At 45.7% G+C, this 26,994-nt stretch carries 25 protein-coding genes; 15 read left to right on the forward strand and 10 right to left on the reverse strand.

Annotated elements, in window-relative coordinates:
• Positions 1–22 precede the first annotated feature (22 nt).
• Entirely contained in the window at positions 23–670 is a 648-nt protein-coding gene (locus tag L876_RS0108615; protein ID WP_028763435.1) for a glutathione S-transferase family protein, read from the forward strand.
• A 22-nt stretch (positions 671–692) separates the two neighbouring features.
• Here the strand turns inward: L876_RS0108615 and L876_RS0108620 are convergent, their stop codons facing one another.
• Together L876_RS0108620 and hemG (L876_RS0108625) are read right to left on the reverse strand one after the other, a co-directional pair.
• A complete protein-coding gene (locus L876_RS0108620) occupies positions 693–1,223 on the reverse strand; it encodes a thioesterase family protein (protein WP_028763436.1) in 531 nt (176 codons plus the stop codon).
• Positions 1,224–1,342: 119 nt separating this feature from the next.
• Positions 1,343–1,876: a menaquinone-dependent protoporphyrinogen IX dehydrogenase gene (gene hemG / locus L876_RS0108625; RefSeq protein ID WP_028763437.1), complete on the reverse strand. Its 534-nt coding sequence runs from the start codon at positions 1,874–1,876 to the stop codon at positions 1,343–1,345.
• Between the two features lie 276 nt (positions 1,877–2,152).
• On the opposite strand from hemG (L876_RS0108625), the gene L876_RS0108630 reads away from it, so the two are divergent.
• Positions 2,153–2,458, forward strand: a complete 306-nt coding sequence (locus L876_RS0108630; protein WP_028763438.1) for an ArsR/SmtB family transcription factor — start codon at positions 2,153–2,155, stop codon at positions 2,456–2,458.
• Between the two features lie 23 nt (positions 2,459–2,481).
• On the opposite strand, the gene hemG (L876_RS0108635) is transcribed toward L876_RS0108630, so the two are convergent.
• The 4 genes from hemG (L876_RS0108635) to pepQ form a co-directional block, all read right to left on the reverse strand.
• The gene (hemG, locus tag L876_RS0108635) at positions 2,482–3,009 is read right to left on the reverse strand and encodes a menaquinone-dependent protoporphyrinogen IX dehydrogenase (RefSeq protein ID WP_028763439.1); all 528 of its coding nucleotides are present in this window, start codon (positions 3,007–3,009) and stop codon (positions 2,482–2,484) included.
• Positions 3,009–4,466 (reverse strand): TrkH family potassium uptake protein, encoded by a 1,458-nt coding sequence (locus L876_RS0108640; protein ID WP_028763440.1) that lies wholly within the window; start codon positions 4,464–4,466, stop codon positions 3,009–3,011. Before L876_RS0108640 ends, hemG (L876_RS0108635) begins: the two co-directional genes overlap by 1 nt.
• A gap of 140 nt (positions 4,467–4,606) precedes the next feature.
• Positions 4,607–5,224 (reverse strand): YigZ family protein, encoded by a 618-nt coding sequence (locus L876_RS0108645; RefSeq protein WP_028763441.1) that lies wholly within the window; start codon positions 5,222–5,224, stop codon positions 4,607–4,609.
• Between the two features lie 13 nt (positions 5,225–5,237).
• On the reverse strand, positions 5,238–6,560 hold the full coding sequence (pepQ, locus tag L876_RS0108650) for a Xaa-Pro dipeptidase (RefSeq protein ID WP_028763442.1): 1,323 nt from the start codon (positions 6,558–6,560) through the stop codon (positions 5,238–5,240).
• A 281-nt stretch (positions 6,561–6,841) separates the two neighbouring features.
• Here pepQ and fadB point away from each other — a divergent pair, with 281 nt between their 5' ends.
• From fadB to L876_RS0108695, 8 genes are all read left to right on the forward strand, one after another.
• A complete protein-coding gene (gene fadB, locus L876_RS0108655; protein ID WP_028763443.1) occupies positions 6,842–8,992 on the forward strand; it encodes a fatty acid oxidation complex subunit alpha FadB in 2,151 nt (716 codons plus the stop codon).
• 21 nt (positions 8,993–9,013) lie between these two features.
• Entirely contained in the window at positions 9,014–10,177 is a 1,164-nt protein-coding gene (gene fadA, locus L876_RS0108660; protein ID WP_028763444.1) for an acetyl-CoA C-acyltransferase FadA, read from the forward strand.
• A gap of 172 nt (positions 10,178–10,349) precedes the next feature.
• Positions 10,350–10,811: a GNAT family N-acetyltransferase gene (locus L876_RS0108665; protein WP_028763445.1), complete on the forward strand. Its 462-nt coding sequence runs from the start codon at positions 10,350–10,352 to the stop codon at positions 10,809–10,811.
• Between the two features lie 19 nt (positions 10,812–10,830).
• Complete coding sequence (ybaK, locus tag L876_RS0108670; RefSeq protein WP_028763446.1) at positions 10,831–11,298, forward strand: Cys-tRNA(Pro) deacylase; 468 nt, start codon at positions 10,831–10,833, stop codon at positions 11,296–11,298.
• 165 nt (positions 11,299–11,463) lie between these two features.
• Positions 11,464–11,709 (forward strand): sulfurtransferase TusA, encoded by a 246-nt coding sequence (gene tusA / locus L876_RS0108675; protein ID WP_028763447.1) that lies wholly within the window; start codon positions 11,464–11,466, stop codon positions 11,707–11,709.
• 68 nt (positions 11,710–11,777) lie between these two features.
• Positions 11,778–12,233 carry an MOSC domain-containing protein gene (locus L876_RS0108680; protein WP_028763448.1) on the forward strand — a complete coding sequence of 152 codons (456 nt, stop codon included), beginning with the start codon at positions 11,778–11,780 and terminating at the stop codon, positions 12,231–12,233.
• 192 nt (positions 12,234–12,425) lie between these two features.
• Positions 12,426–15,617: an amidohydrolase family protein gene (locus L876_RS0108685; RefSeq protein ID WP_028763449.1), complete on the forward strand. Its 3,192-nt coding sequence runs from the start codon at positions 12,426–12,428 to the stop codon at positions 15,615–15,617.
• A 229-nt stretch (positions 15,618–15,846) separates the two neighbouring features.
• Entirely contained in the window at positions 15,847–16,494 is a 648-nt protein-coding gene (locus L876_RS0108695; protein ID WP_028763450.1) for a hypothetical protein, read from the forward strand.
• Positions 16,495–16,499: 5 nt separating this feature from the next.
• Here L876_RS0108695 and L876_RS0108700 read toward each other — a convergent pair whose 3' ends face one another.
• A complete protein-coding gene (locus L876_RS0108700; protein ID WP_028763451.1) occupies positions 16,500–17,069 on the reverse strand; it encodes a DNA-3-methyladenine glycosylase I in 570 nt (189 codons plus the stop codon).
• A 109-nt stretch (positions 17,070–17,178) separates the two neighbouring features.
• Here L876_RS0108700 and glyQ point away from each other — a divergent pair, with 109 nt between their 5' ends.
• From glyQ to pxpA, 5 genes are all read left to right on the forward strand, one after another.
• Positions 17,179–18,084: a glycine--tRNA ligase subunit alpha gene (gene glyQ / locus L876_RS0108705; protein WP_028763452.1), complete on the forward strand. Its 906-nt coding sequence runs from the start codon at positions 17,179–17,181 to the stop codon at positions 18,082–18,084.
• 11 nt (positions 18,085–18,095) lie between these two features.
• Complete coding sequence (glyS, locus tag L876_RS0108710) at positions 18,096–20,165, forward strand: glycine--tRNA ligase subunit beta (RefSeq protein WP_028763453.1); 2,070 nt, start codon at positions 18,096–18,098, stop codon at positions 20,163–20,165.
• A 141-nt stretch (positions 20,166–20,306) separates the two neighbouring features.
• Entirely contained in the window at positions 20,307–20,969 is a 663-nt protein-coding gene (pxpB, locus tag L876_RS0108715; RefSeq protein WP_028763454.1) for a 5-oxoprolinase subunit PxpB, read from the forward strand.
• Positions 20,966–21,898 carry a 5-oxoprolinase subunit C family protein gene (locus tag L876_RS0108720; RefSeq protein WP_028763455.1) on the forward strand — a complete coding sequence of 311 codons (933 nt, stop codon included), beginning with the start codon at positions 20,966–20,968 and terminating at the stop codon, positions 21,896–21,898. Before pxpB ends, L876_RS0108720 begins: the two co-directional genes overlap by 4 nt.
• Positions 21,846–22,646, forward strand: a complete 801-nt coding sequence (gene pxpA, locus L876_RS0108725) for a 5-oxoprolinase subunit PxpA (RefSeq protein WP_248674533.1) — start codon at positions 21,846–21,848, stop codon at positions 22,644–22,646. Before L876_RS0108720 ends, pxpA begins: the two co-directional genes overlap by 53 nt.
• Here pxpA and L876_RS0108730 read toward each other — a convergent pair.
• The 3 genes from L876_RS0108730 to recF all read right to left on the reverse strand — a co-directional run bounded on the left by L876_RS0108730 (position 22,627) and on the right by recF (position 26,994).
• Positions 22,627–23,007, reverse strand: coding sequence for a hypothetical protein (locus L876_RS0108730; protein WP_028763457.1), 381 nt, complete (start codon positions 23,005–23,007; stop codon positions 22,627–22,629). The two genes, pxpA and L876_RS0108730, sit on opposite strands and share 20 nt — an antisense overlap.
• A 470-nt stretch (positions 23,008–23,477) precedes the next feature.
• On the reverse strand, positions 23,478–25,895 hold the full coding sequence (gyrB, locus tag L876_RS0108735) for a DNA topoisomerase (ATP-hydrolyzing) subunit B (protein WP_028763458.1): 2,418 nt from the start codon (positions 25,893–25,895) through the stop codon (positions 23,478–23,480).
• Between the two features lie 16 nt (positions 25,896–25,911).
• On the reverse strand, positions 25,912–26,994 hold the full coding sequence (gene recF / locus L876_RS0108740) for a DNA replication/repair protein RecF (protein WP_028763459.1): 1,083 nt from the start codon (positions 26,992–26,994) through the stop codon (positions 25,912–25,914).

Genomic DNA, 26,994 nt, shown 5'->3' on the forward strand with positions numbered 1-26,994 from the left:
AAGTAAATAGGGGCCTAGCGAGATGGAACTGTTCTACTATCCTCTTTCACGTTATTCCCAAAAAGTGCTTATCGCGCTTTATGAAAAACAGGCAAATTTTTACCCTAGGGTCATCGATATTCACGACCCCTTCTCTCGCCAGCAATTTAAGGCCAGTTATCCTACCGGAAAGCTACCATTGCTAAAAACACGTGCAGGAGAACTGCTGCCTGAATCGAGTATTATTATTGAATATATAGACAATGAGTTTAGTACTGGCACTCAGCTGATCCCGACACATCCGTCACAAGCACTCGACGTGCGCCTGTTTGACCGCATCATCGACAACGACCTAAGTAACCAACTGTTTAAACTTGAAAAACTTCAAGCTAGGCAACTAGATGATCCACTACAGGTCAAACACTTAGAAAATGAGATCAACCAGACTCTGCACCAGTTAAACAACAAACTTACCGATAATCACTGGCTTTGTGGAGACAGTTTTACGTTAGCTGATTGCGCCCTTATACCCTGTATTATGCAAATGCGAAGACGATTTAAACTCTATGAATTTGATGCTTTAGACAGATACTTGCATCAAGCTGAACTGCGAGGTGCTTGGATACAGGTAGAGGAAGAGATCGCCCTCGCTGGTAATGCCATCTCCTCAGGGTTTAGACCTATCCCTTAACTCTACTACAGTTATTACCAGGTTAGATATTACGCTCTTTTTTGAGTTGTAAGAATGCTTTCCACTTCACCACTTCGGGCGGCAGCGCTGGCGCAGGTCCTACAAACCCAACCTCTTTAACCATTGTCTCAATAGGCACTTGCTTGCGGTTACACACAAATACCCCTCTAACATGAACGATACAGTGCAGGGTATTTTCGCTGACAAAGCGTTGCTCGATGTAGAAATATTTTTCATCCCATCCGACTAATTTACTCTCTATCTCAAACTTACTGAGCGGCTTAATATCACGTATGTAGGTAAATTCGGCTGCATTAACAATCGGCATCCACTTCATTTTGATAAAGCGCTTCAGCAAGCCCATCTCGGCCAGCATATAAGTACGCGCAAGGTCCATCAGCGCTGGGTAGCGTGAGTTAGTCACATGCAGATTGATATCACAATCGAACGGGAGTGCTCGATAACTGATCTTACTTGTGCCCAGAAAACCGATGCTATTGCAGTGACGTACACGCCAAAACATTAACCAAAACAAGCGAAAATATAGGTTCATAACTTCAAGCCCTTTTAAATGAAGGCGAAAGGCTATCAGAGGTCATACCAGATAACAAGCGAGCAGTAAGAAAACAAAAAAGAGCCATACTGGCTCTTTAGTTATCAAAGGTCTAAGGGCTACTTAGCTAGGCTTAACAAGTGATCGGCATATACGTTAACATCATCCCAATCTGTGTAGTCAATAACTGATGTTGGATCCGTAGGGCCGTCTGTAATCTTCATAATCAACTGAATCATCCAACGGTCATACCAACGCCATGAAGGATAATCGACTTTACCAGCAATCACTTTAACATCATTGGGCTTCCAGGCAGACAGCTCAATAAACTTCTGCAAATACTTATTGTTTTCAGGAATGCGTTTCTCAGGATTACGTGCGACCACATTGACACTAAAAAAGCTGTTGGGCTTATCACTCAATTGCTGTTGATACTGATTAGCGAAGGCAAACACTGACTTGTCATAGCTGCCATAAAGCACGCAAGCCCCCAGTGCAACGCAATCATACTCCCCCCAATTAATCTCACCCAATTGACCAATTTGCATCACATCACAACGGTTGCCCTGTTGGCGTATATGATCGGCCATGGCTTGGGTGATCTTAGCGGTATGTCCGCCACGCGAATAGTAAACAATTAAAACAGAAGCCATAAGCTGCCCATTACGATAAATAAAATAAACCCTATTGTTACAGTATCGCCACTTAGAAACATGAAATCAGATCACAAATTAGTTAAGGGTTTTGTGAATTACGCCTCCTATTAAACAAAAAAATAGAGGTAGAATAGCAATCTATATAACGAAAGCAGACATGTTGGCCTAGTATCTAATCAATACCTGCGTTAGTGGCCCCATAAAGTCACATTGCTTTCATTTTTACATTCAATTAGAGTAATCTAATCAAGCAAGATACAAGAGAGTCAGCGTATGCAAAAAGATATTGATGTAGATACTATGGTCACCAATGCTCAAAGCGCTGCAAAATGGCTAAAAGCGATAGCAAACCCATACAGATTGATGATCTTGTGCCAGTTATTAGATAATGAGTTAAGCGTCACTCAGCTGAATGAAACTGTACCGCTCAGCCAGTCAGCCTTGTCACAACACTTAGCCGTTTTACGCGCTGAAGACTTAGTGGCAACCCGCAAGAGTTCGCAGATCGTTTATTACACCTTAAAAAATGAGCAGGTAACCGAAGTTATCTCAATTCTCTATAAGCGCTACTGCGCGTAAAACTGCTCATCTTGGTAAGGCCTTTACCTCTCGCTAAAGGCTTTACCGAACTCTTGTACTTTATCCCAATCAGTAAACTCATAAGTGCCAGACGTATCTGTTGGGCCTTTGGTTATCCACATGATAAAGCGGATCATAAACTTATCGAAGAAACGGTACTTGGGATAATCAATCTTTCCGGCAAACACCCCTAGCTGTTGTGGCTGCCACAATGACAGCTGAATGAACTTCTTCATATATGGGTTGGTTTCTGGCGTATTTTTTTCAGGCTTTCGCGCAACAACGTTTACCGTGAAGAAAGCATTCTTTTTGCTGTTTAGCACCGCTCGGTGACGATTCACATACTGGAACAGTTCTGGGCGATGCTTGCCATAACGAATACTTGCGCCAATGAGCACCTTGTCATAATAGGAAAGGTTAACTGACTGGGCCTCTTCCAAAGAAATCATGGTCACGATATTGCTTTCGGTCTTGCAGATTGCTTGTATCTGATCACAAATCGCTTTTGTCTGACCATCAACGGTCGAATAAATAATTAATGTACGGCTCATCAATTCTTCCAAAATGTAGGTGTGAACAACACCAATAGGGTAAACACTTCTAAGCGACCAAATAGCATTGCCACAACAAGCACCCACTTGGCACCATCACCGATGCTGGCATAATTACTCGCCACTTCGCCTAGGCCAGGGCCCAAATTGTTTAAACACGCGGCCGTCGCACTAAAGGCTGTAATATTATCCATGCCCAGCGCCATCAGAATCAACATACAGACAACGAAAACTAACGCATAAGCAGAAAAGAACCCCCACACCGCATCAATCACCCGATCTGGTAATGCCTTACCATTAATACGGATAGAAAACATACCTCGAGGGTGAATCAATCGTTTTAACTCTCGCGACCCCTGCAACAGCAACAAGATCATACGCATCACCTTGATGCCACCCGCAGTTGAACCACCACAGCCGCCGATAAAACTCGAAAAAATAAGTAGCATAGGCAGAAAGAGTGGCCACATATGGAAGCTCTCAGTACCGAAGCCTGCCGTAGTTGAAATTGAAACCGCTTGGAACAAGGCAAAATCAAACGTCTCTTCCGCGCTGTCATAAATTCCCGAGTGGTAAAGGGTCGCAAAGCAGATCAATGTTAATGCCAACTGGATAACGATTAACGCCTTAAACTCCGCATCTTTAACATACACTTTGAGGTTAATACCCCGTCGAGTAAAGGCGGCAAAGTGTAAACTAAAATTCAGCGCCGCAATTAACAAGAACACCACACACACCATGTTAATTGCCGTACTATCAAAATACCCCATGCTGGCATCATGGGTTGAGAATCCACCAATCGCAATTGTAGAAAACGAATGGCAAATCGCATCGAACACATCCATGCCAGCAACCCAATAGGCAAACGCACAAGCTATGGTCAAAGCTAAATAGATATACCAGAGAGCCTTAGCGGTTTCGGCAATCCTGGGCGTCATCTTACTGTCTTTTACTGGGCCCGGGATCTCAGCACGATACAACTGCATTCCCCCAACCCCTAAGACTGGCAGAATCGCCACCGCCAATACAATAATCCCCATACCACCGAGCCACTGAAGTAGATGACGATAGAATAAAATTGCCTTGGGCAATGAATCGAGACCAACAAGTACCGTGGCACCTGTTGTGGTAAGTGCAGAGAAAGACTCAAAAAAGCTGTCGGTTAAAGAGAGATCTGGCTGGCTAGAGATGATAAATGGTACCGCACCAATTGAACCTAGCACCCCCCAAAAGAGAACCACGAGTAGGAATCCCTCTCGTGTACGCAGATCTTTTTTATGGTGACGATTGGGATACCAAAGGAAAAAGCCGAGGAACAGACTCAGAAAGAACGCCTGAATAAAAGTTGTACCACCACCATCTTTATAGATGACAGCCACTAAAGCTGGCGGCAACAGCGATAGCGAAAACAAGCCCATCAACAGACCCGTAATTCTTATAATTGTTCTATATTGCATTAGGGCTTTTTATCATTCCATTAGTGGCTCTTTGCAGGCTCGCCTATTTTCGCACAGTTTACTCAAGCAGTTGTATAAAATTTATAGCTAGCGCGTGAAACAAGTAAACCTAAATAAACGCAATTGTGCCACGTGTTTCGCTAAGGCTGTGAAAACTTTGCCTTAAGTTGCCCCTTACTCAGCGTTGCCAATTCTAGTTGAAGTTGCTCTTGATGAGCCTTAGGTATCTCAAACTTAATCGACACATTGTCACTAAACTGTTTATCGGTGATCAACGCCTCACATTCGGCTAAGTAGTGTTCAACATCTTTCAATTGATGATAGTCGCACAGTAATTGGCCAGGGTAGCGTAATAGTTTAATTTGAGTTTCAAGCTGCACCAACCCCTGCTTAATCCCCGAACTATAAGCTCTAACTAAGCCGCCGACGCCCAATTTTGTACCACCAAAATAGCGTACGACAATCGCGGCGATTTCACCGATTTTCGCCCCTTGCAAGGTTGCTAGCATTGGCCGCCCGGCACTCCCTGCTGGTTCACCATCATCACTTGCTCCCATGGCTACTGTATTGTCAGGATCTGCAGCAATAAAAGCATAACAGTAATGATTGGCACCAGGGTACTCAGACTTGGCGTTAGTAAGTGCACACTTCAGCGCTTGCTCAGACTCACAATGGAACAATAAGGAAATAAAGCGACTATGCTTTATCTCCTCTTCAACCATTAATGAGCATGCAGGGATTAGATAACTTTCACTCAACGACAACCAACCTCTAGCCGTGCAGGCCTAAATCTCGGGTCATATTTTCGATGTGGTCACTATGCACAATAACGTTGTCTTCGATACGTATTCCACCAAATGGACGTAATTGATCGACCATATTCCAATTGACTTGATTACCACGTGCATCCGCTTTCAACTCGTTTAAGAGTGTGTCGATAATGTATAAACCAGGCTCAATAGTCAGCACTTGGTTGACCGCTAACGTGCGGGTACAGCGAAGAAATGGATGTGCCTCTGGTGCTGCTATATGGGTACCACGTTCATCATGAAGGAAACCGCCCATATCATGCACTTGCAGACCTAACATATGACCTAAGCCATGAGGAAAAAATGCGCTAGTAATTCCTTGATCAATTAACCCTTGCTTATCACCAGTTGCCAGTTTGAAATCTAATAAAATTTGAGCCAATTTTTGATGAGTAATGATATGCAGATCGACATATTTCACACCGGGACGCATCATCTCAATCACCTCGAGCTGTAACTTGTCCATCGCAGCAATTAGGTCACCAAATTGATTTTTTTCAAAAGCGTAAGTCCTGGTGATATCAGAGGCATAGCCATGAAAATTGGCTCCCGCATCAATTAAAAAAGATAAACGCTGCGCGGGTGTATCATGCTCTAAAGCGGTGTAATGCAATATCGCTGCGTTCTGATTAAGCGCCACAATATTGCCGTAAGGCACTTCGTTCTCGCCCTGATCGGTTGCCGCTAAATAGGCTTGCTGGATCTGAAATTCACTCGCGCCACTGTAAAATGCACCTTTCGCCGCAACATGTCCCCTCACCGCAATCTCGTTAGCTTGACGCATACACGCCAACTCGTACTGGGTTTTCGTTGCACGATGATAATGCAGGTAACTCATCACGGCATCAGGGTTACGTGAACGAAAGCCCAATACCTCAGCCACATCGAGATGTTCACCAATATAAGCCCAATTACCGATATCTTTGGGCAGCAGTTCAGCAACCTTGTCAGCTTTAGTTAACAGCTTAATTTCAACCTCTGATGTCCAAAAATCATCCGGTAATTCAGCCACTTTATGCCAAAAATCGACGGGGCGATAAAAGATAAGCTGAGGCTTATCTTTGCCGTTCACCAACAACCAACAATGGGGATTATCAACAATAGGCAACCAAGCTTTGAACTGTGGATTCACCTTAAAGGGATAGTCCATATCATCTAAAAACTGACGATGAGGCTGACCTGAATGAATAACCAGTCCAGATAGATTTTCCCTTGCCACGATCTCAGCCACACGACGATTTAACTCAGAAATATGCTCAGGATAAAGGGGCGCTAAGTTTTCCATCTCTCGGTTCCTATTATTGATTATTGCACTTTTTTTAGCTCAGATAACGCGGCCAGCACGGACTGAGACTATGATCCAATGAGTCTAACATAAAGCACAAAATTCAGCCTAACCAAAGAAAATTAAACAACCGTTTAAATTGGGTGTTGAAATTTTCTCGATTTCAACGCACACTGAGCAGCAACTGGTCAAATGATGGCCTGCTGTAAGATAGAGATCTTTACCTACACTATACAAAATCAACAGTAGGTAGTGCTCTTAAAGCAATAAGGAAGCAAGCAATGATCTACCAAAGTCCTACGATTCAAGTTGAGTTACTTGAAGACAATATCGCTCGGCTCTGTTTTAACGCCGCTGGCTCGGTGAACAAGTTTGACAGAGAAACGTTGGAGTCTCTTAATGCCGCGTTAGAGGCTATTAAGCAAGAGACAAACATCAAAGGCTTAATGCTTGCGTCGGCAAAGGATGCATTTATTGTTGGTGCTGATATCACCGAATTTTTAGGTCTGTTCGCGCAAGATGATTCTGTACTCCTAAATTGGTTAGAAGAAGCGAATAAAGTCTTTAATAAGATTGAAGACCTTCCCTTCCCAACCATCTCAGCAATCAAAGGTTTTGCTCTAGGCGGCGGTTGCGAAACCATTCTCGCAACCGACATGCGCGTTGCCGATACGACCGCACGCATTGGTTTGCCAGAAACCAAACTAGGTATTATTCCTGGCTTTGGTGGCACAGTGCGCCTACCACGGGTCATTGGCGCCGATAACGCGCTAGAGTGGATCACTACAGGCAAAGATCAGCGCCCTGAAGCAGCATTAAAGGTTGGTGCTATTGACGCCGTTGTCGCGCCAGAATCGCTTGAAACCGCAGCAATTCAGATGCTAACAGATGCCATCGCAGAGAAGATTGATTGGCAAGCGCGTCGTCAGCGTAAATTATCTCCGCTCACGCTACCTAAACTTGAAGCCATGATGTCATTTGCCACCGCTAAAGGCATGGTATTCCAAGTTGCAGGTAAGCATTATCCAGCCCCAATGGCTGCGGTAGATGTCATAGAAAAAGCCGCACGCGCAGAGCGAGCAGAGGCATTAAGCGTTGAACATCAAGCTTTCTTAAAGCTAGCAAAGACCGAAGTCGCTCAAGCTCTTATCGGCATTTTCCTTAACGATCAGCTAGTCAAAGGCAAAGCGAAAAAAGCCTCAAAACAAGCTCACCCAGTTAACTCCGCAGCCGTATTAGGTGCTGGTATTATGGGTGGTGGTATTGCATACCAAAGTGCCAGTAAAGGTACACCAATTGTCATGAAGGACATTGCCCAACCAGCACTTGAGCTAGGTTTAGGCGAAGCTTCTAAGTTACTCGCAGCACAGATTAAGCGAGGCCGCTCAACGCCAGCTAAAATGGCTGCTGTACTCAATAACATCACCGCGACCTTAGATTACAGTGCTGTTCAACAAGCAGATGTTGTTGTCGAAGCCGTTGTTGAACACCCAAAAGTTAAAGCAACGGTGTTGGCTGAAGTCGAACAGCATGTTAGCGAAGACGCCATCATCGCCTCTAACACCTCAACTATCTCAATCAACTTGCTGGCTAAAAGCCTGAAGAAACCTGAGCGTTTCTGCGGTATGCATTTCTTTAACCCTGTACACAAAATGCCATTGGTTGAAGTTATTCGTGGTGAAAACAGCTCAGAAGAGACCATCGCATCGGTCGTCGCCTATGCCGCTAAAATGGGTAAAACGCCGATTGTGGTAAATGATTGCCCTGGGTTCTTCGTTAACCGCGTCTTGTTCCCTTACTTTGCCGGCTTTAGTGGCCTACTTGCCGATGGTGCTGATTTTGCGGCGATCGATAAGGTAATGGAAAAGCAATTCGGTTGGCCTATGGGTCCAGCTTATCTGCTCGACGTAGTGGGCCTTGATACTGGTCATCACGCACAAGCGGTTATGGCTGAAGGCTTCCCTGACAGAATGGGCAAAACCGGTAAAGATGCGATTGACGTGATGTTTGAAGCGCAGCGTTTTGGTCAGAAGAATGCTAAAGGCTTCTACCAATACTCTGTCGATCGTCGCGGTAAGCCGAAGAAAGATATTGATGCCGTAAGCTATGAATTACTCGGCGCCGCCTTTGGCGAACTAAAAGAGTTCAGTAAAGACGACATCATCGCTCGCACCATGATCCCAATGATCATCGAGACGGTACGTTGTCTTGAAGAAGGGATTATTGCCACGCCAGCAGAAGCTGATATGGGACTGGTTTATGGTCTTGGATTCCCTCCATTTAGAGGGGGTGTATTCCGTTACATCGACACCATGGGCGTTGCCAACTTTGTCGCACTTGCAGACAAGTATGCTCACCTAGGTGGCCTGTACCAAGTAACAGACAAGATGCGTGAACTTGCAGCCAACAACGGTAGTTACTACCAAGCCTAATCAGCGGGAAGGAATAGAATAATGAAACAAGCAGTTATTGTAGATTGCATCCGTACTCCCATGGGCCGTTCTAAGGCTGGAGTATTTAGAAATGTACGCGCAGAGACGCTCTCTGCAGAATTAATGAAAGCACTTTTAGTGCGTAACCCACAACTCGACCCAAACACCATCGAAGATGTAATTTGGGGCTGTGTTCAGCAAACCTTAGAGCAAGGCTTTAATATTGCACGTAATGCAGCCCTTTTGGCTGGCATTCCAAAACAAGCTGGCGCAGTGACCATCAACCGCCTATGTGGCTCATCAATGGAAGCGATGCATCAAGCTGCACGCGCTATCATGACAGGCATGGGCGACACCTTTATTGTCGGTGGTGTTGAGCACATGGGTCACGTACCAATGAATCACGGTGTCGACTTCCACCCAGGCCTTGCCAACAACGTAGCTAAAGCCTCAGGAATGATGGGTCTTACCGCCGAGATGCTAGGTAAAATGCACGGTATAACCCGTCAGCAGCAAGATGAGTTCGCAGTACGCTCTCATCAACGAGCTCACGCGGCAACCGTTGAGGGACGATTTGCTAATGAGATCCATGCTATTGAAGGTCATGATGGTAGCGGTGCATTGATCAAGGTTTATCATGATGAAGTTATTCGCCCGGAAACCTCACTGGAATCACTTGCTGGCCTACGTCCCGTATTTGACCCAGCCAATGGTACCGTGACAGCAGGCACCTCATCTGCACTATCTGATGGCGCCTCAGCCATGTTAGTGATGGAAGAAGAGAAAGCTAAAGCCCTTGGTTTACCCATCCGAGCGCGTATTCGCTCTATGGCGGTAGCTGGGTGCGATGCAGCAATCATGGGTTACGGTCCTGTTCCGGCGACACAAAAAGCCCTCGCACGCGCAGGCTTAACCGTTGCAGATCTCGATGTCATCGAACTCAATGAGGCCTTCGCAGCACAATCACTACCTTGTGTTAAAGATCTAGGATTGATGGATGTTGTCGACCAAAAGATTAACCTTAACGGTGGTGCAATTGCACTGGGTCATCCATTAGGCTGTTCAGGTACTCGTATCTCTACAACCCTAATCAACCTTATGGAAAGTAAAGATGCATCATTAGGCCTTGCGACCATGTGTATCGGTCTAGGCCAAGGTATTGCTACAGTGTTTGAAAGAGTGTAACGCTTCCCTTCCCATTAGCGTTGACAGAAATCGAGTAACGAAAGTTACTCGATTTTTTTTACCCGCTTTTTGCAACTTACCTTAATCAAGCAAAGCCTTGTCATAAACGCTGCTGGTACTCATTGCTGTTTTATGAAAATATTCTACATAGCGTTTAAACCGAGGTAACTCAATGCTCTGCCAAACACTTGCCGACAAACCTAACGTAACCGACACGATTGCCAATTGGTATCATACCGAATGGGGACACCTAAGTAGTGACCGAACCTTACAAACCCTACAATCATCACTCTCTGACTATTTAAATCGCGATACACTACCATTAATTTTAATGTTATGCCGAGACGATGAACCACTCGCAGCAGTGCAATTAAGGTATCAGGAAAACCCCAAATACCCAAAAGACTCACACTGGCTAGGAGGCGTTTTTGTTAAACAGAATGAACGAGGTAAAGGGCTGGGCAATAAGATAATTCAGTTGGCGATAGAGAAAGCTCGCACAATGAATATCACCACGCTCTACCTGCAAACAGAGCGTCACAATATCGAGTTGTACCGCCAACATGGCTGGCAACAAGTAGACACTCATAACGACCACGGCATTATTATTTCCATCATGGCACTGCAATTATAAATAGTGAAACCATTAACTTATGACACCTGCAACAAAAACCTTAGATAGGGCAAAGATCGCTTACACCGCTCACGAATACCATCATCAGGCAGGTTCCGGCGCCTACGGATTAGAAGCCGCTGAAAAACTTAATCTAGATGCCGCCTGCGTATTTAAAACCTTGGTTGCAGAAGTCGATAACCATAAGCTTGTGGTTGCTATCATACCGGTAAACGAAAAGCTTAATATGAAACGGCTCGCCAAAGCCGCTGGGTCAAAGAAAGCAGCCATGGCCTCACCAGAGGATGTTCAACGATCAACGGGATATGTGCTCGGTGGTGTTAGCCCTATCGGTCAAAAGAAAAGACTCGCGACCTTTATTCATCAAAGTGCCACCTCATTAAGCTACTGCTATGTGAGTGGGGGGCGACGTGGGTTTGATATAGGTTTAACCCCAAACGACCTCAAAGTCATCACTAGTGGCCTGTTTTGTAACCTTGTCAATTAACCAAGTTAAATGACAAGGTTCCACGTGAAACACTCCACAACCATTTATACCCGCCAGTGTATTGGCTCACAAAAACCTGAGTGTAACTTGGCACAACTCGGTGGCTAGCGTAATATTAGCCCCCACTGTTAAAAGTGGTATTTTCATCATCCAAGGTTATTTTTTATGAGCAACGCTTTTTCTGACGCACAACACCAACTCGACGCCCTAGGCTTAAGATGCCCCGAACCCGTGATGATGGTTCGAAAATCGGTGCGCAAGATGCAAGAAGGCGAAACACTGCTTATCATTGCTGATGATCCCGCGACCACCAGAGATATTCCAAGTTTCTGCGAGTTCATGGACCACACATTAATTGCCAGCCAAACTGATACGACGCCCTATCAGTATTTGATTAAAAAGGGCTTATAACCTTAACTTGCATCCCCTCCAGCCTGCAGTTTACACTGTTAAATAGCATTCAAAAGGACGGGAACAAAATGGCGAGTTTACTAGGTATTAGTTATAAAGTGGTCAAACGCGGCCCCATGCTGGAAACATCTAGCGCACTAGTCACCACAACGACAGGTGTCGCGCAGGACATATTTGGCAAGCCAAGCAAGCGACAGGTGACCGTTCTCTCTGCAGAGCAATGGCAACAAGCTTGTGACCAACTCAATATAGACCTTCCATGGACAACTCGTCGAGCCAACCTGCTCATTGAAGGCTTGCAGTTTGGCGCAGACTCGGTAGGCAAAGTACTTAATATTGGCGAGCTCCAGTTGCATATCACTGGTGAAACAGATCCCTGTAAAAAAATGGAGCTGGCACAGCCAGGGCTCGAAGCCGCACTTACACCTGACTGGCGTGGCGGTATCAATTGTCGCGTGCTCAATGATGCCAACATAAATATCGGTGATACGGTACACCTTACTGAACAACTCACTCTGATTTAGCTCGCCTACCGACAGCCTGTATATGCAGGCTGCTCACTTCTTAACACGCCAAATATTCACTAAATGTCACAGATTTATGGTTTTCCTGTTACGCAATTTATGCGATAAATAACAGCTAAAATCATAACCCTAATCATCAACTAACTTATTCACCCCTAAACCCACAAAAGAACACGAATAAACGGGACATTAATGTTTAAACAAAAACTCACCCCGCTCTGCGCCGCTATAGCCTTAAGCCTTAGCCTTCCTGTATGGGCAGAAGACAAAATCGATGAAGCGACTTGGCAGGTCAATGCTCCTGCAAACGCTCCCCTTCAACAAGTCAAAATCGACGTATCCGAAGGCACCTGGATGAACGTCAGTGTCAGCCCAGACGGCAAAACCATAGTGTTTGATCTATTGGGCGATATCTATCAAATGCCAATTGAAGGTGGTGAAGCAAAAGCACTCGCCAAAGGCATCGCATGGCAGATGCAACCCGTCTACAGCCCAGACGGCAAATCAATCGCCTTTACCTCAGATGAAGATGGTGGCGATAACATTTGGATAATGGATGCCGATGGCAACAACCCTCGCCCAGTTACCAAAGAGACCTTTCGTTTACTTAACAGTCCAGCTTGGAGCCCAGACTCTCAGTACCTGATCGCACGTAAGCACTTTACCGGCAGTCGTAGCTTAGGGGCTGGTGAAGTTTGGCTTTATCATGTTGCTGGTGGCGAAGGCGTCAAGCTCACTGAGCGCCCTAATGAACAGAAAGACCTAGGCGAACCGGCCTATTCACCCGATGGACGCTATGTTTACTTTAGTCAAGATGCCACACCAGGTAAAACCTTCCACTACTCAAAAGATTCAGTGAAGGGTATCTATAAAATTAAGCGCTATGACACTCAAACCGGTGATATTGAGGTTCTCATCGAAGGTACTGGTGGTGCGATTCGTCCAACCCCAAGCCCAGACGGCACTAAGTTGGCTTATATTAAACGTGACGGTTTCCAGTCATCGCTCTACCTACTCGATCTGAAGTCAGGCAAAAAAACCAAGCTTTACGATAAGCTCGACCGCGACATGCAGGAGACCTGGGCTATCCATGGCGTATACCCAACTATGAGCTGGACCGCCAATAATGAAGAGATCGTGTTTTGGGCAGGCGGCAAAATAAACCGTCTCAATGTTGAAGATAAACAAGTTAGCCAAATCCCCTTCTCGGTTAAGACCGAACTGGCAGTCCAACCCTCAGTGCGCTTTAAGCAGAATATCGATAATGATAGTTTCGATGTCAAAATGCTACGTATGGCACAAGTTTCTCCAGATGGAAAAAAGGTCGTTTATGAAGCGCTAGGTAAGCTATGGGTTAAAGTCCTACCCGATGGCAAGGTTAGTCGACTCACTAAGCTAGACTCAGATCTGCGTGAGCTATTCCCGCAATGGTCTCGCGATGGTAAAAAGATTGTCTTCACGACTTGGGATGATGATAAGCAAGGAAGCGTGCGCGTTATTAGTGCACGCGGTGGCAAAGCTAAAACACTCACCCAAGAACCGGGTAAATATGTTGAACCCACCTTTTCGCCAGATGGCGAGTTAATTGTTTATCGTAAAGCGAAAGGCGGTAATATAACCCCTAGAACTTGGTCACAGGAACCCGGCCTCTATCTAGTCGACATCAAAGGCGACACTAATACCAAGATCACTCCAGACGGATATCAACCTCAGTTTGGCGCAGAATCGGACCGAGTATTCTTTTTAGATCATGGCGAAACACCACAGCTCTCTTCGATTAATCTTCATGGCTTTCAAAAGCGGGTGCACTACACCAGTAAGCACGTCACCGAATTTAGAGTCTCGCCGGATGGAAAACAACTCGCTTTTGCTGAACGCTTTAAAGTCTGGGTAACACCATTTGCTAAACATGGTGAAACCATTAATATCGGCCCTAAAGCCAGCAACCTGCCAGTAACTCAATTAAGTGTCCGCGCAGGCGAAAGCATCAGCTGGAGCAGCAATAGTGACCAGCTTTACTGGACTCTGGGCCCAGAGCTATACCAAGTTAACGTCGATAACAGCTACACCACGCAGAAAGATGCCAAGGCTGATAACTCCCAACCTAAAATCACCGAGATTGGTTTCACTAAAAAAGCAGACGTTCCACGTGGAACCATTGCTTTTATCGGCGGGCAAGTGATCACCATGGAAGATGATAAGGTTATCGATAACGGCATAGTGATAGTCAAAGACAACAAGATTGTCGCTGTAGGTGATGCAACAACTGAGATCCCGTCTGGAGCAGAGGTTATCGACATCAAAGGTAAGACGCTAATGCCGGGCTTATTTGATGCACATGCTCACGGATCACAAGGTGAAAGTGAAATTATCCCGCAGCAAAACTGGGAGCTTTACTCTAATCTGTCGCTAGGGGTTACCACTATTCATGATCCTTCTAACGATACCACTGAAATTTTTGCCGCCTCAGAGCAGCAAAAGGCGGGCAATATCGCTGGGCCACGTATCTTCTCTACTGGCACAATTTTGTATGGTGCAAATGCACCAGGCTATACCTCTCACATCGATTCACTCGATGATGCAAAGTTCCACTTAGAAAGGCTCAAAAAAGTCGGCGCCTTCAGCGTTAAGAGCTACAACCAACCTCGTCGTAACCAGCGTCAGCAAGTGATTGCTGCGGCACGTGAGTTAGAGATGATGGTGGTTCCAGAAGGTGGCAGCTTGTTACAGCATAACCTCACCATGATTGCGGATGGCCACACAACCATTGAGCATTCACTCCCAGCTGGTGCCATCTATAACGACATCAAGCAATTCTGGAGCCAGACCGAAGTGCACTACACCCCCACCTTAGTCGTTGCCTATGGCGGTATCTCTGGTGAAAATTATTGGTACGACAAAACAGATGTGTGGTCTCACCCTCGCCTGTCTAAATACGTGCCAGGTGACTTGTTGCAAGCTCGCTCAATGCGTCGCCCAACTGCACCCGATGAACACTATAACCACTTCAATGTTGCGCGCGTTGCTAATGAGCTAAACGAACTTGGTGTTAAGCCAAACATTGGCGCACACGGACAACGTGAAGGTTTAGCCGCTCATTGGGAAATGTGGATGTTTGCTCAAGGCGGTATGAGTAATATGGAAGTGTTGAAAACAGCAACCATCAACCCTGCTGTGACCTTCGCCATGGATCATCAACTGGGTTCGATTAAGTCAGGTAAGCTTGCCGACTTGATCGTAATTGATGGCAATCCACTCGAAGACATTCGCGTTACAGACCGTGTCACTTATACCATGGTCAACGGCAAACTCTATAATGCCGAAACCATGGATCAGCTAAACGGTGACAAAACTAAACGGAAACCATTTTTCTTTGAACTTTAATCAAATTTTAATTTTAAAATCTGCCTGACTATAGTGGTAAATTTTAATTTCATAAAAATTTAAAAACAGTTCAAAATGTTGGTTTGCTAAATCTAAAAAGGGGTGTTCCACGTGGAACACCCCTTTTTAGATCTGCACAAACTGAATATTTACCAAAGAAGATGATATTGCTAATGTAGGCAACTAACCTCTCAACAGGATGAGAGACCAAAAATAAAGGAATATAAAATTGAAATTACATCACCTCATTTTTGCCATCACCACCATTGCCTTATGTGCAATCTTGATCACAGCATTTTATTCTAGTCAGCAATCATCACCAGTCGTTGCATTAGAGGATAGCATCCAATCAAAACAACAGACTACTGCAACTCTACCAACAGAGCCATTAACCAACAACGATGAGGCCGAGCAATCACAAGAATTGACAACTAGGGACGAGCAAGTACAAGCCCAAGATGAAGAGCTGGAACCAATAAGCGGTGAAGAGATATCCAGCCTATTTATTGATGACGACAATGTGATTAATGGTGGCGCGGTGGAGCGCCTTCTTCGCGGAGACCTAGATCAATTCATAGGTAGAATCACAGCGCTTGAGCAGGATGAGATGGGTGCTAACAGAATGTCTCTATTAGGAGACACACTGTCAGCATTAACTGATACTCGTATCTATTCACAGCAATTTGGCTGCACAGGCAGAATATGTGCTCTAACCCTAGTTACAGACAACTTGTCTCAACAAGTAACTGATAAAATTGCAAAGTTTGATGACAACTACACATTTATCCGCCGTATTGAATCTGAAAACGGTGACATCAAGTTTCAGGCCATCTATCTGCAAACCCATGAGCCATCAACCATGAGCTTTAGACAGTAGCAAGGTTATCTTTGTGGCGGGTGATAGCAAAAACAATCGACCAAGTGATCGTTAACCATGCCGACAGCCTGCATAAAGGCATAGCAGATTGTCGGTCCGACAAAGTTGAAACCTAACTTTTTGAGGGCCTTTGACATTGCCTCTGACTCAGGGGTTTGTGCCGGAAGCTGCTCTAAAGAAGTGAAGTGATTCACTATGGGCTTTCCACCAACAAAACTCCATAAAAATGTAGAAAAATCATTACCCTGCTCTACATATGCTAGATAGCCTTTGGCATTTTTAATAATCGAATTTACTTTTAGCCGATTACGCACAATGCCTGGGTTTTGCAACAATGCTTCTACCTTTTGCTGATCAAAAGTGGCTATAATCTTAGGATCAAAATTGGCAAAGGCCGCCTCATAATTTTGCTGTTTCTTAAGAATAGTTATCCAAGATAAACCCGCCTGCTGACCATCTAAGCAGAGCTTAGCGAACAGTTCCTGGCTATCGTAGACTGGCCTACCCCACACTTCGTCATGATACGCTTGATATAAGGGATCATTGCTGACCCAGCCACAACGTTTAACTTCCATGGTGTTTTTTCTCAATTTTCCTCGGTTAAGATAAAAAATAACCTACATAAGCCGTTTTCAACAAGGTATAATCGAAACCATTTTCTATCACAAGCTGACAGTAGTAGACATGACGACGAAACATGACGTAAAAACATTCCAGGGTTTTATCTTTACCCTGCAAGAATACTGGGCGCAGCAAGGTTGCGCTCTCGTTCAACCGCTGGACATGGAAGTGGGTGCAGGTACATTCCATCCAATGACTTTCTTGCGCTCATTAGGTCCAGAGCCAATGAGCAGCGCGTATGTTCAGCCATGTCGCCGTCCAACCGATGGTCGTTATGGTGAAAACCCTAATCGCCTACAACACTACTACCAGTTCCAGGTTGTGCTAAAGCCGTCACCAAGCAACATTCAAGAGCTGTATTTGGGCTCACTTGAAGCCTTAGGTGTAGATATGGGCATTCATGACGTTCGCTTCGTTGAAGATAACTGGGAATCCCCCACACTTGGTGCTTGGGGTCTCGGTTGGGAAGTCTGGCTAAATGGCATGGAAGTGTCGCAGTTTACTTACTTCCAACAAGTCGGTGGCCTAGAGTGTAGCCCAGTAACAGGCGAAATCACCTATGGTTTAGAGCGTCTAGCTATGTATATCCAAGAAGTCGACAGCGTCTACGATCTTGTCTGGACTGATGGCCCGATGGGTAAAATTATGTATGGCGATGTGTTCCATCAAAATGAGGTTGAGCAGTCTACTTACAACTTCGAACACGCCAATGTTGAAGTACTGTTTAAGCAGTTTGATGACTGTGAAAAAGCCTGTAACGAGCTACTTGCTTTAGACACACCACTCCCCTTACCCGCTTATGAGCAGGTGATGAAAGCATCGCACGCTTTTAACTTACTCGATGCACGTCATGCTATTTCAGTTACCGAGCGTCAACGTTATATTCTTCGCGTTCGCACTATGGCGAAAGCAGTGGCTGAATCTTATTATCAAGCCCGTGAAGCCCTTGGCTTCCCAATGTGTAAGTAGAGGTTATTATTATGAAATTTGAAAACTTACTCATTGAAGTAGGCACCGAAGAGTTACCACCCAAGTCACTACGTAACTTGGCAGAATCATTTTTAGCTAACTTCACCGAAGAGCTAAACAAAGCAGAACTCAGTTTTGAATCGGCAACTTGGTACGCCGCTCCTCGTCGCTTAGCAATCAATGTTCAACAACTGGTATTGGCCCAAGCCGACAAGGTTGTAGAGAAGCGCGGACCAGCTATCGCACAAGCATTCGACGCCGATGGCAACCCAACCAAAGCTGCTATGGGCTGGGCTCGTGGTAACGGAATTTCCGTTGAACAAGCCGAGCGTCTTAAAACAGATAAAGGTGAATGGTTACTACACCAAGCTAAAGTCGTTGGCGTAGAAACAAAGTCACTGATCGCCGATATGGCTCAGCGTGCATTAGACAAGCTACCTATTCCAAAGCCAATGCGTTGGGGCAGCAGCAAAACACAATTTATCCGTCCTGTGCACACAGTAACTATGCTGATGGGTAGCGAGCTTATTGAAGGCGAACTACTGGGCATAAAATCTGCGCGCACCATACGCGGCCATCGCTTTATGGGTGTTGACACCTTAGAGCTAGACCATGCTGACAACTATCTCAGCGCGCTAAAAGAGCAAGGCAAAGTATTAGCCGATTATGCTGAGCGTAAAGCGATAATTAAAGCTGGGGCTGAAGCCGCTGCGGCTAAAATCGGTGGTGTTGCCGACCTTGAGGATGACCTACTTGAAGAAGTAACCTCTTTGGTTGAATGGCCAGTAGTATTAACGGCTAACTTCGAAGAGAAATTCCTCGACGTACCAGCAGAAGCCTTGGTTTATACCATGAAAGGCGATCAAAAATACTTTCCAGTATTTGATCAAGCTGGTGCACTGCTGCCTAACTTTATTTTCGTCACTAACATCGAATCTAAAGATCCGGCGCAGATTATTTCAGGAAATGAGAAAGTGGTTCGCCCACGTCTCGCCGATGCTGAGTTCTTCTTCGAAACCGACAAAAAGCAGTCACTCGAAGCACGTCTTGCCAGCCTTGAAACTGTCGTATTCCAAAAACAGCTAGGCACCATCAAGCAACGTGTTGAACGCATTTCAGCGTTAGCAGGTTTTATCGCCAGTAGCATTAATGTCAACAGCACTGATGCCGCACGTGCAGGTCTGTTATCTAAATCAGACTTGATGACCAATATGGTCATGGAGTTCACTGATCTGCAAGGCACCATGGGCATGCACTATGCGCGTCTAGATGGAGAAACCGATGCAGTAGCAGTAGCATTGGCAGAGCAGTACAAACCAAAGTTTTCAGGCGATACAGTGCCCACAGCGCCTATCTCTATCTGCGTAGCATTAGCAGAGAAGCTAGATACCTTGGTAGGTATTTTTGGCATTGGCCAAGCACCAAAAGGCGCAGCCGATCCGTTCGCGCTACGTCGTGCCGCTATTGGTGTGCTACGTATCTGTTTAGAGAACAACTTACCGCTTGATCTGGTTGAGCTAATTGCTAAAGCACAAGCACTTCATGGTGAGAGCCTCAGCAACGATAAGGTCGCAGAACAAGTACTTGAGTTCTTTATGGGACGTTTCCGTGCTTGGTATCAAGATCAAGGAGTGAGTGTAGACGTGATCTTAGCGGTATTGGCTCGTCGCCCTACTGCTCCTGCAGATTTCGAAAGCCGCATCAAAGCGGTAGCCCACTTTAGAACCCTTGAGCAAGCTCAAGCTCTGGCAGCAGCCAATAAGCGTGTCTCTAACATCCTAGCTAAAGTTGAAGGTGAGCTCCCAGCCACTATCGACGATAACTTGTTAGTTGAAGGCGCCGAAAAAGCCCTCGCCGCTAAGCTTAATGAGCTACAACCTCAGCTTGCACCATTGTTTGCAGCCGCTAACTATCAAGAAGCCCTGTCACTGCTAGCCAACCTACGTGAAAGCGTAGATACCTTCTTTGAAGATGTGATGGTAATGGCCGATGATGAAGCACTGAAGAACAACCGCCTAGCCTTGCTATCTAGCCTACGTGAGCAGTTCTTACACGCGGCTGACATTTCGCTACTGCAGTAAGTGTTAAGTTTGCCTATAAAAACGCACCCGTAAGTGGTGCGTTTTTTTATGTCGGCCAATAAGCGACTGCGCTATCAAGATAGAAATCCCCCCTTGCTCACGCTAGACTAAGACCATCAAGTCAACAAAACCGAGAGCAGCGTGGCTTTAGACCCTATCATCTACCCTTTGGGTGAGCGCGGATTAGTACTCGACCCCACACCATCATCCCCAATTAACGTTGGTCTGCAGCGTAAACTGTGTTGGGTAGCTGAGCAGTTACGCTCATCAAAAACCATTCTTGACGTGGTACCAGGGATGAATAACCTCACGCTATTCGTTGCTCAGCCAGATCAACTTAAAGTGATACAGCAACAGCTTGAGACTCTGTGGCGCAACGCAAAACAACATCAGTTCCATGCTCGGGAGATAACGATTCCTGTCACTTACGGTGGTCAATTTGGTCCTGATCTCGATAACGTGGCCAAATACCACCAGCTCACCACAAATGAAGTGATCGCCTTACACTGCCAAGCTCAGTATCAAGTCTATTTTATCGGTTTCCAACCAGGTTTTGCCTATTTAGAGGGCTTAGTCGCAAAGCTGCATACACCAAGGCATTCACAGCCCAGATTAGAGGTTGCGGCAGGCTCAGTTGGCATAGGTGGCGAGCAAACAGGCATTTATCCTAGCCAAAGTCCGGGTGGCTGGCAGATAATAGGCAGAACCGACAGCCAGTTATTCAACCATACCAGCGCTGCTCCTTGCCTATTGCAACCCGGTGATATCGTTACCTTCGAGCCGACAAGGGATACACCATCATGATTGAAGTTACCCATATAATCGGTCATGTTACTATTCAGGACATGGGGCGCAGTGGTGTGGCACATCTTGGGGTCTCTTCTGGTGGAGCGCTAGATAAACACGCACTAATGCTGGCAAACCGTTTAGTTGCGAACCCCGATAATACGACTGCTTTAGAGCTAAGCAGTGGCGAAATACAACTTAGCTTTGATAACGACACTTGGGTGGCACTTTGCGGTGCAGAGTATGATGCAAAAATAGCAAAAAGACCGCTATGGAATGGCTGGCGAGCCAAAGTGAATAAAGGCGAGCAGCTAACCATCCGTGGCCCAAAAAAAGGGATGTTGGGGTACTTAGCCGTAGCGGGTGGCATTGATGGCGAAAGGGTTTTAAATGGCTATGGTACAGATTTACGCGCGCAGTTTGGGGGCCATCACGGCCGCCACTTGCAGACGGGTGATAAGCTTGTACAGATGAAAGCTAGCCCGCCCTCTTTTAGTCGTCCAGTGGGAGCCGTTCAGCGTGCAAATGACGGTATTTTACGGGCACTTCCAGGCCCTGAATTAGCCCTATTTAGTGAGCCAAGCAGAAAAGCTTTTTGGCACTCCTCATGGCAAATCTCTCCTCAGCGAGACAGAATGGGAGTTCGACTCAGCGGGGCGACGCTTACCAGCCAAACAGAGGTAAACTTGCGATCACACGGAGTGATGCCCGGGGTTATTCAAGTCCCCCCTTCTGGTGAGCCCATCGTTTTGCTAGCCGATGCACAAACCACCGGTGGCTATCCACGAATAGCCAGTGTCATCGAAGCGGATCTATGGAAGTTAGCGCAAACTCGCACTGGTGTACCGATACGTTTTACTCACGTCAGTCCAAGCCAGGCGGAGGACGCTAACTATGAATGGCAGCAATATTTTTATCGACTATCGAGGGCAATGGATGCCAGCTAACGAACACAAGCCACATAGTTATGCTTTAGACCTTAATGCCGACTTAGGTGAAGGCGGTCGATATGATGAGTCACTATTGCGGCTCATCACTTCAGCCAATGTAGCCTGTGGTGGCCATATTGGTGATAAAGCCTCCATGATAAAGACTGTGACGTTAGCTAAACACTATCAAGTCAAAATCGGCGCGCATCCAAGTTACCCAGATCCAGCCAACTTTGGCCGGGTTACCATAGATATTAGCCATGATGAACTGTTTACCTCACTGCACCAACAAATTAATGCATTAAGAGAGATATGCGAGCTTATAGGCGTCAAACTACACCATGTAAAGCCTCATGGTGCGCTCTATAATCAAGCCGCCCAGAACAGTGATCTGGGGCAAATTATAATAGATGTCATAAAGGCAATAGATCCCAAGCTAAAGCTCATAATTTTAGCCGGCAGCCAGCTTGTTAGTCAGGCGCGTGCACAAGGGCTTGCGGTGATAGAGGAAGCCTTTGCGGATCGACGCTACCTCTCCTCTGGAGCGCTTGCACCACGAGCTCAGCCTGAGGCGGTAATAGAAGATAGCCAGCAAGCGCTGCAACAGGTTAAAAAACTAACGGCAGGAGAGCCGATCACAAGCTTAGATGGTCAACCGGTCATCATTAATGCTACCAGCCTTTGTGTCCATGGCGATAATCCACACGCATTAAGTCTGGTCAAATTAATAGGTCAACAACTTGAGGTTAATCATCCTGCCAATTAGGTGTTCGCTTTTTATAGATAACCACAACATCACCACTGGCCATAGTTGTGGCGGTAACATCGAGCTCACTATGCTGTGCTTCAAACTGTGCCAAGTACTCTCGCACAAAGGTAACAGATTCATGATTGACCCTAACCAAACACGTACTTTCTTTGCAGTAGTGAAAATTAACATTTAGCGCGTCAAACTCACCGCCCCAATTATCAGTGTAAGCCTCATCTATGCGATTAAACTCCTCGACCTTGAGCTCTATGTAGTGGTCAGGATCATTAGACATAAGTTCATTAAGCGCTGGCGGCGAGGCTAAGAAGTACGGGTTGCCATTATCATCTTTATAGAAATAAGCGATGCCCTCATCCATAAAAGGCCCCTGTTTCTCGCGGTACAACGCAAGTAGTTTTTGCTGGATGGCTCAACAATGTTAGGTTCTGTTTCGATCTGGTTATCTTTAACCGAATCAAGCGAATGATTTAGCTCAGATTGAGTCGGCTTTAAGCCTTGTAGAGCATCATTCACATCGACGTGTGACTGACTTAATCCAACGACTGGTTTACTTGCTTGCATAGCCTCTGAAGCAGCGAGCGCTTCAGGAGTCTGTCGGGGTTGTGCAAAATAAGACCAGCGCAAGCCAACAAGTATTACCACTACCGCTAACAGTATAGATAAATACCGCAATCGCATGTTCGACATCCTTTTCGTCAACACAGGGGCTTTAACATAATCAATGTAAAGTGCCACTTCGACCGTCTTAACGTAGAAATAAAAAAGCCCCAGATTTCTCTGAGGCTTATTCATTATCAATCTCGACATTCGAGACTGTTAACTTAGCGTTTAGACATCTAAGTTAGCAACATTCAGTGCGTTAGATTCAATAAAGTCACGACGTGGCTCAACCTGATCACCCATCAAACAGGTAAACAGCTGATCGGCACCAATAGCATCTTCAATAGTAACGCGCAGCATACGACGAGACTCTGGGTCCATCGTGGTTTCCCATAGCTGCTCAGGGTTCATCTCACCCAATCCTTTGTATCGTTGGATGTATAAACCGCGCTTCGAATCACCCATCAACCAATCTAATGCTTCAACAAACGAAGTGATCTCTTTAACACGCTCACCACGCTTAACATAACCGCCCTCTTCGATAAGTCCGTCAAGCGCTTCGGCTAGCGTAGACATACGCTGATAATCGCTTGAATGAAGGAAGTCGTATGAGAACAAGTAGTGCGTATCAATACCGTGTTTACGAATAGTGATCTTAGGTACGTAAACCTGACGCTCAGGATCAAGGAAGGCTTCACCACTAAAGATAAACCCACCAGACTCAGCCTCAGTGAGTGCAGCAACGTAGTTGTCACACCACTGCTTAACCTTAGCTTCATCAGCTAACAGCTCGTCGGTTAATGCCGGTTGATAAAGCATACGCTCAGTCAGCATCAACGGAAAACGCTGTTCCAGACGAGTGAAAATTGTTTCAACTTCACGATACTGGTAAACCAACTTTTCTAACGGCGCACCAGACATCGCAGGAGCATCTTGAGACGGATGAATTTCACCACCGTCCAAGGCTAAGTTAGTCAGGTATTCAGTTAACGCAGGATCATCTTTCAAATACTGCTCTTGCTTACCTTTTTTAACTTTGTATAGCGGCGGTTGAGCGATGAAAACATAACCGCGCTCAATCAGTTCAGGCATTTGACGGAAGAAGAAGGTCAACAGCAAGGTACGAATGTGCGAGCCGTCGACGTCAGCATCGGTCATGATGACGATATTGTGATAGCGCGTCTTATCAGGATCATACTCATCACGACCAATACCACAACCTAATGCAGTAATGAGCGTTGCCACTTCTTGAGATGACAGCATCTTATCGAAGCGTGCTTTCTCAACGTTTAGAATTTTACCTTTAAGTGGAAGAATCGCTTGGTTCTTACGGTTACGCCCCTGCTTGGCGCTACCGCCAGCAGAGTCCCCTTCCACTATGTATATTTCAGAAAGCGCAGGGTCTTTTTCTTGGCAATCTGCAAGCTTACCTGGCAGACCACCTAAATCTAACGCGCCTTTACGACGTGTCATTTCACGAGCTTTCCGCGCGGCTTCACGTGCACGAGCAGCATCGATAATCTTACCCACAATCAGTTTAGCTTCGTTTGGATGCTCCATTAGGTAATCGCCTAACTGCTCACCCATGGTTTGCTCAACCGCTGTTTTCACTTCACTAGAAACCAGTTTATCTTTGGTTTGCGAGCTGAACTTAGGATCCGGCACTTTAACCGAGATAACCGCAGTCAAACCTTCACGTGCATCATCACCCGTAGCACTAGTTTTGCCTTTCTTATTAAAACCTTCACGGTCCATATAAGTATTTAGGTTACGTGTTAGCGCACTACGGAAGCCCGCTAAGTGAGTACCACCATCGCGCTGTGGGATGTTGTTAGTAAAACAGAAGATATTCTCTTGGAAACCGTCATTCCACTGCATAGCGACTTCAACGGTAATACCATCTTCACGCTCTTGAATAAAGTGGAAGACCTCTTTGTTCACTGGCGTCTTGTTAACGTTTAAGTAGTCAACAAACGCACTAATACCGCCTTCATATTTGAAAAACTCATCACGGTTATCACGCTCGTCAACCAAACGAATACCAACGCCCGAGTTTAGGAATGAGAGTTCACGTACGCGTTTAGCAAGTATGTCGAAATGGAATTCAACATCGGTGAAGGTTTCACCGCTTGGCCAGAAACGGATCTCAGTCCCCGTCGTCGTCGCGTCACCAATCGCCTTAATTGGCTCATTGGGTACACCATGAGTATAAAACTGCTCATAAAGCTTACCATCACGACGAATGGTCATTTGTAGTTTTTCTGACAGTGCGTTTACAACTGAAACCCCCACACCATGAAGACCACCAGAAACCTTGTACGAGTTATCATCGAACTTACCGCCCGCATGCAGTACCGTCATAATAACTTCGGCAGCAGAAACCCCTTCTTCCTCATGGATAGAAACAGGAATACCACGACCATCATCTTTAACCGATACAGAACCGTCTGCGTGGATTTGGATAGTAACGTCGCTACAATAGCCAGCAAGTGCTTCATCGATAGAGTTATCGACCACTTCGAATACCATGTGATGTAGACCCGTACCATCGTCGGTATCACCGATATACATTCCTGGTCTCTTACGTACCGCATCAAGGCCTTTTAAAACCTTAATACTCGAAGAATCGTAACTATTCTCTGACATATTATTCTCTCGTCGGTTATTCAATTACCGTTACACGCCCTTGTTCCACATGGAACACCTTTGCAGGCGGCGTACTTAACGAATCTATTATTGCCGCAGGCTCGATGGCCGTCACAAAAACTTGTGCCCCGGTATCGCTTAGCTGCTGTAGCAAAAGCTGTCTGTGTCTTGCATCCAATTCCGATGGCAAATCATCCACCAGATAAATACTGTTTTTATCTATTTGTTGTTTTAGCAACTTTCCCTGTGCAATACGCAACGCACACACTAACAATTTCAGTTGACCCCTAGATAACGCATCTTGCACAGGCAGTGTGCCGACACGGAGTCTTAAGTCTGCTTTATGGGGACCACTCGCCGTATGGCCCGCTGCTAAATCTCTGGGATACTGTGCTTGCAATAACGCCTGATAATCCGTTTTGCTATCCCAACCTCGAGTAAAGGAAACTTTAACATCTATCTGAGGTAAAAACTCTTCGATTATACCCTTAAGTCGTTCATTTAACGAGCCTACATATTGCTTTCGTATCTCGGTAACAATTTCGGCATAACGAACTAATTCTTTATCCCAAAACTGCACCTGCTGATAAGGCGTTTCGTTTTTAAGCATCTGATTTCTATGCTTTAAAATCCTTCGGACATTAGCCCAAGCCGAATAGAAGTTTCTGTCGGTATGAAAGGCGCCCCAGTCGATAAACTGCCGACGTGATTTCGGTCCCTCAAAAAGCAGCGAAAAACTCTCAGGCGTGATCACTTGAATCGGCAAAGTTTCAGCTAATGTCGACAGACGTTTAACCTTTTCACCATCAATTTTGACCTCTGTCTCACCAGAACGAAAACGGCGCAAACCGATCTTTTGCTCCTGTTCGCCTTGGTTCAAATTGGCAAACAGGGTGAGTTTATCTTCACTATTTTGGATCACACGTTGAGATAGGTGGCTTCGAAAGGAACGTCCCATCCCCAAAAAGTAGATCGCTTCGAGAATGCTAGTCTTACCGCTACCGTTATGACCGTATATAAGATTCAGCCCTTCGCCTAACTGCAGTTGCGCGCTAGTAATATTACGAAAGGAGTCGATATGAAGGCGAGTTAAACTCAT

It is taken from the genome of Shewanella colwelliana ATCC 39565, from assembly GCF_000518705.1.
GTDB lineage: Bacteria > Pseudomonadota > Gammaproteobacteria > Enterobacterales > Shewanellaceae > Shewanella > Shewanella colwelliana.

Excerpts from the sequence above, each read along its gene's own strand:
- L876_RS0108665 (WP_028763445.1), top strand. The coding sequence starts at position 10,350 with ATGCTCTGCCAAACACTTGCCGACAAACCTAACGTAACCGACACGATT.
- glyQ (WP_028763452.1), top strand. The coding sequence starts at position 17,179 with ATGACGACGAAACATGACGTAAAAACATTCCAGGGTTTTATCTTTACC.
- ybaK (WP_028763446.1), top strand. The coding sequence starts at position 10,831 with ATGACACCTGCAACAAAAACCTTAGATAGGGCAAAGATCGCTTACACC.
- glyS (WP_028763453.1), top strand. The coding sequence starts at position 18,096 with ATGAAATTTGAAAACTTACTCATTGAAGTAGGCACCGAAGAGTTACCA.
- hemG (WP_028763437.1), bottom strand. The coding sequence starts at position 1,876 with ATGGCTTCTGTTTTAATTGTTTACTATTCGCGTGGCGGACATACCGCT.
- L876_RS0108615 (WP_028763435.1), top strand. The coding sequence starts at position 23 with ATGGAACTGTTCTACTATCCTCTTTCACGTTATTCCCAAAAAGTGCTT.
- hemG (WP_028763439.1), bottom strand. The coding sequence starts at position 3,009 with ATGAGCCGTACATTAATTATTTATTCGACCGTTGATGGTCAGACAAAA.
- fadA (WP_028763444.1), top strand. The coding sequence starts at position 9,014 with ATGAAACAAGCAGTTATTGTAGATTGCATCCGTACTCCCATGGGCCGT.
- fadB (WP_028763443.1), top strand. The coding sequence starts at position 6,842 with ATGATCTACCAAAGTCCTACGATTCAAGTTGAGTTACTTGAAGACAAT.
- L876_RS0108630 (WP_028763438.1), top strand. The coding sequence starts at position 2,153 with ATGCAAAAAGATATTGATGTAGATACTATGGTCACCAATGCTCAAAGC.
- L876_RS0108730 (WP_028763457.1), bottom strand. The coding sequence starts at position 23,007 with ATGGATGAGGGCATCGCTTATTTCTATAAAGATGATAATGGCAACCCG.
- pepQ (WP_028763442.1), bottom strand. The coding sequence starts at position 6,560 with ATGGAAAACTTAGCGCCCCTTTATCCTGAGCATATTTCTGAGTTAAAT.
- L876_RS0108720 (WP_028763455.1), top strand. The coding sequence starts at position 20,966 with ATGATTGAAGTTACCCATATAATCGGTCATGTTACTATTCAGGACATG.
- L876_RS0108640 (WP_028763440.1), bottom strand. The coding sequence starts at position 4,466 with ATGCAATATAGAACAATTATAAGAATTACGGGTCTGTTGATGGGCTTG.
- recF (WP_028763459.1), bottom strand. The coding sequence starts at position 26,994 with ATGAGTTTAACTCGCCTTCATATCGACTCCTTTCGTAATATTACTAGC.
- L876_RS0108685 (WP_028763449.1), top strand. The coding sequence starts at position 12,426 with ATGTTTAAACAAAAACTCACCCCGCTCTGCGCCGCTATAGCCTTAAGC.
- tusA (WP_028763447.1), top strand. The coding sequence starts at position 11,464 with ATGAGCAACGCTTTTTCTGACGCACAACACCAACTCGACGCCCTAGGC.
- L876_RS0108620 (WP_028763436.1), bottom strand. The coding sequence starts at position 1,223 with ATGAACCTATATTTTCGCTTGTTTTGGTTAATGTTTTGGCGTGTACGT.
- L876_RS0108680 (WP_028763448.1), top strand. The coding sequence starts at position 11,778 with ATGGCGAGTTTACTAGGTATTAGTTATAAAGTGGTCAAACGCGGCCCC.
- L876_RS0108700 (WP_028763451.1), bottom strand. The coding sequence starts at position 17,069 with ATGGAAGTTAAACGTTGTGGCTGGGTCAGCAATGATCCCTTATATCAA.
- gyrB (WP_028763458.1), bottom strand. The coding sequence starts at position 25,895 with ATGTCAGAGAATAGTTACGATTCTTCGAGTATTAAGGTTTTAAAAGGC.
- pxpA (WP_248674533.1), top strand. The coding sequence starts at position 21,846 with ATGAATGGCAGCAATATTTTTATCGACTATCGAGGGCAATGGATGCCA.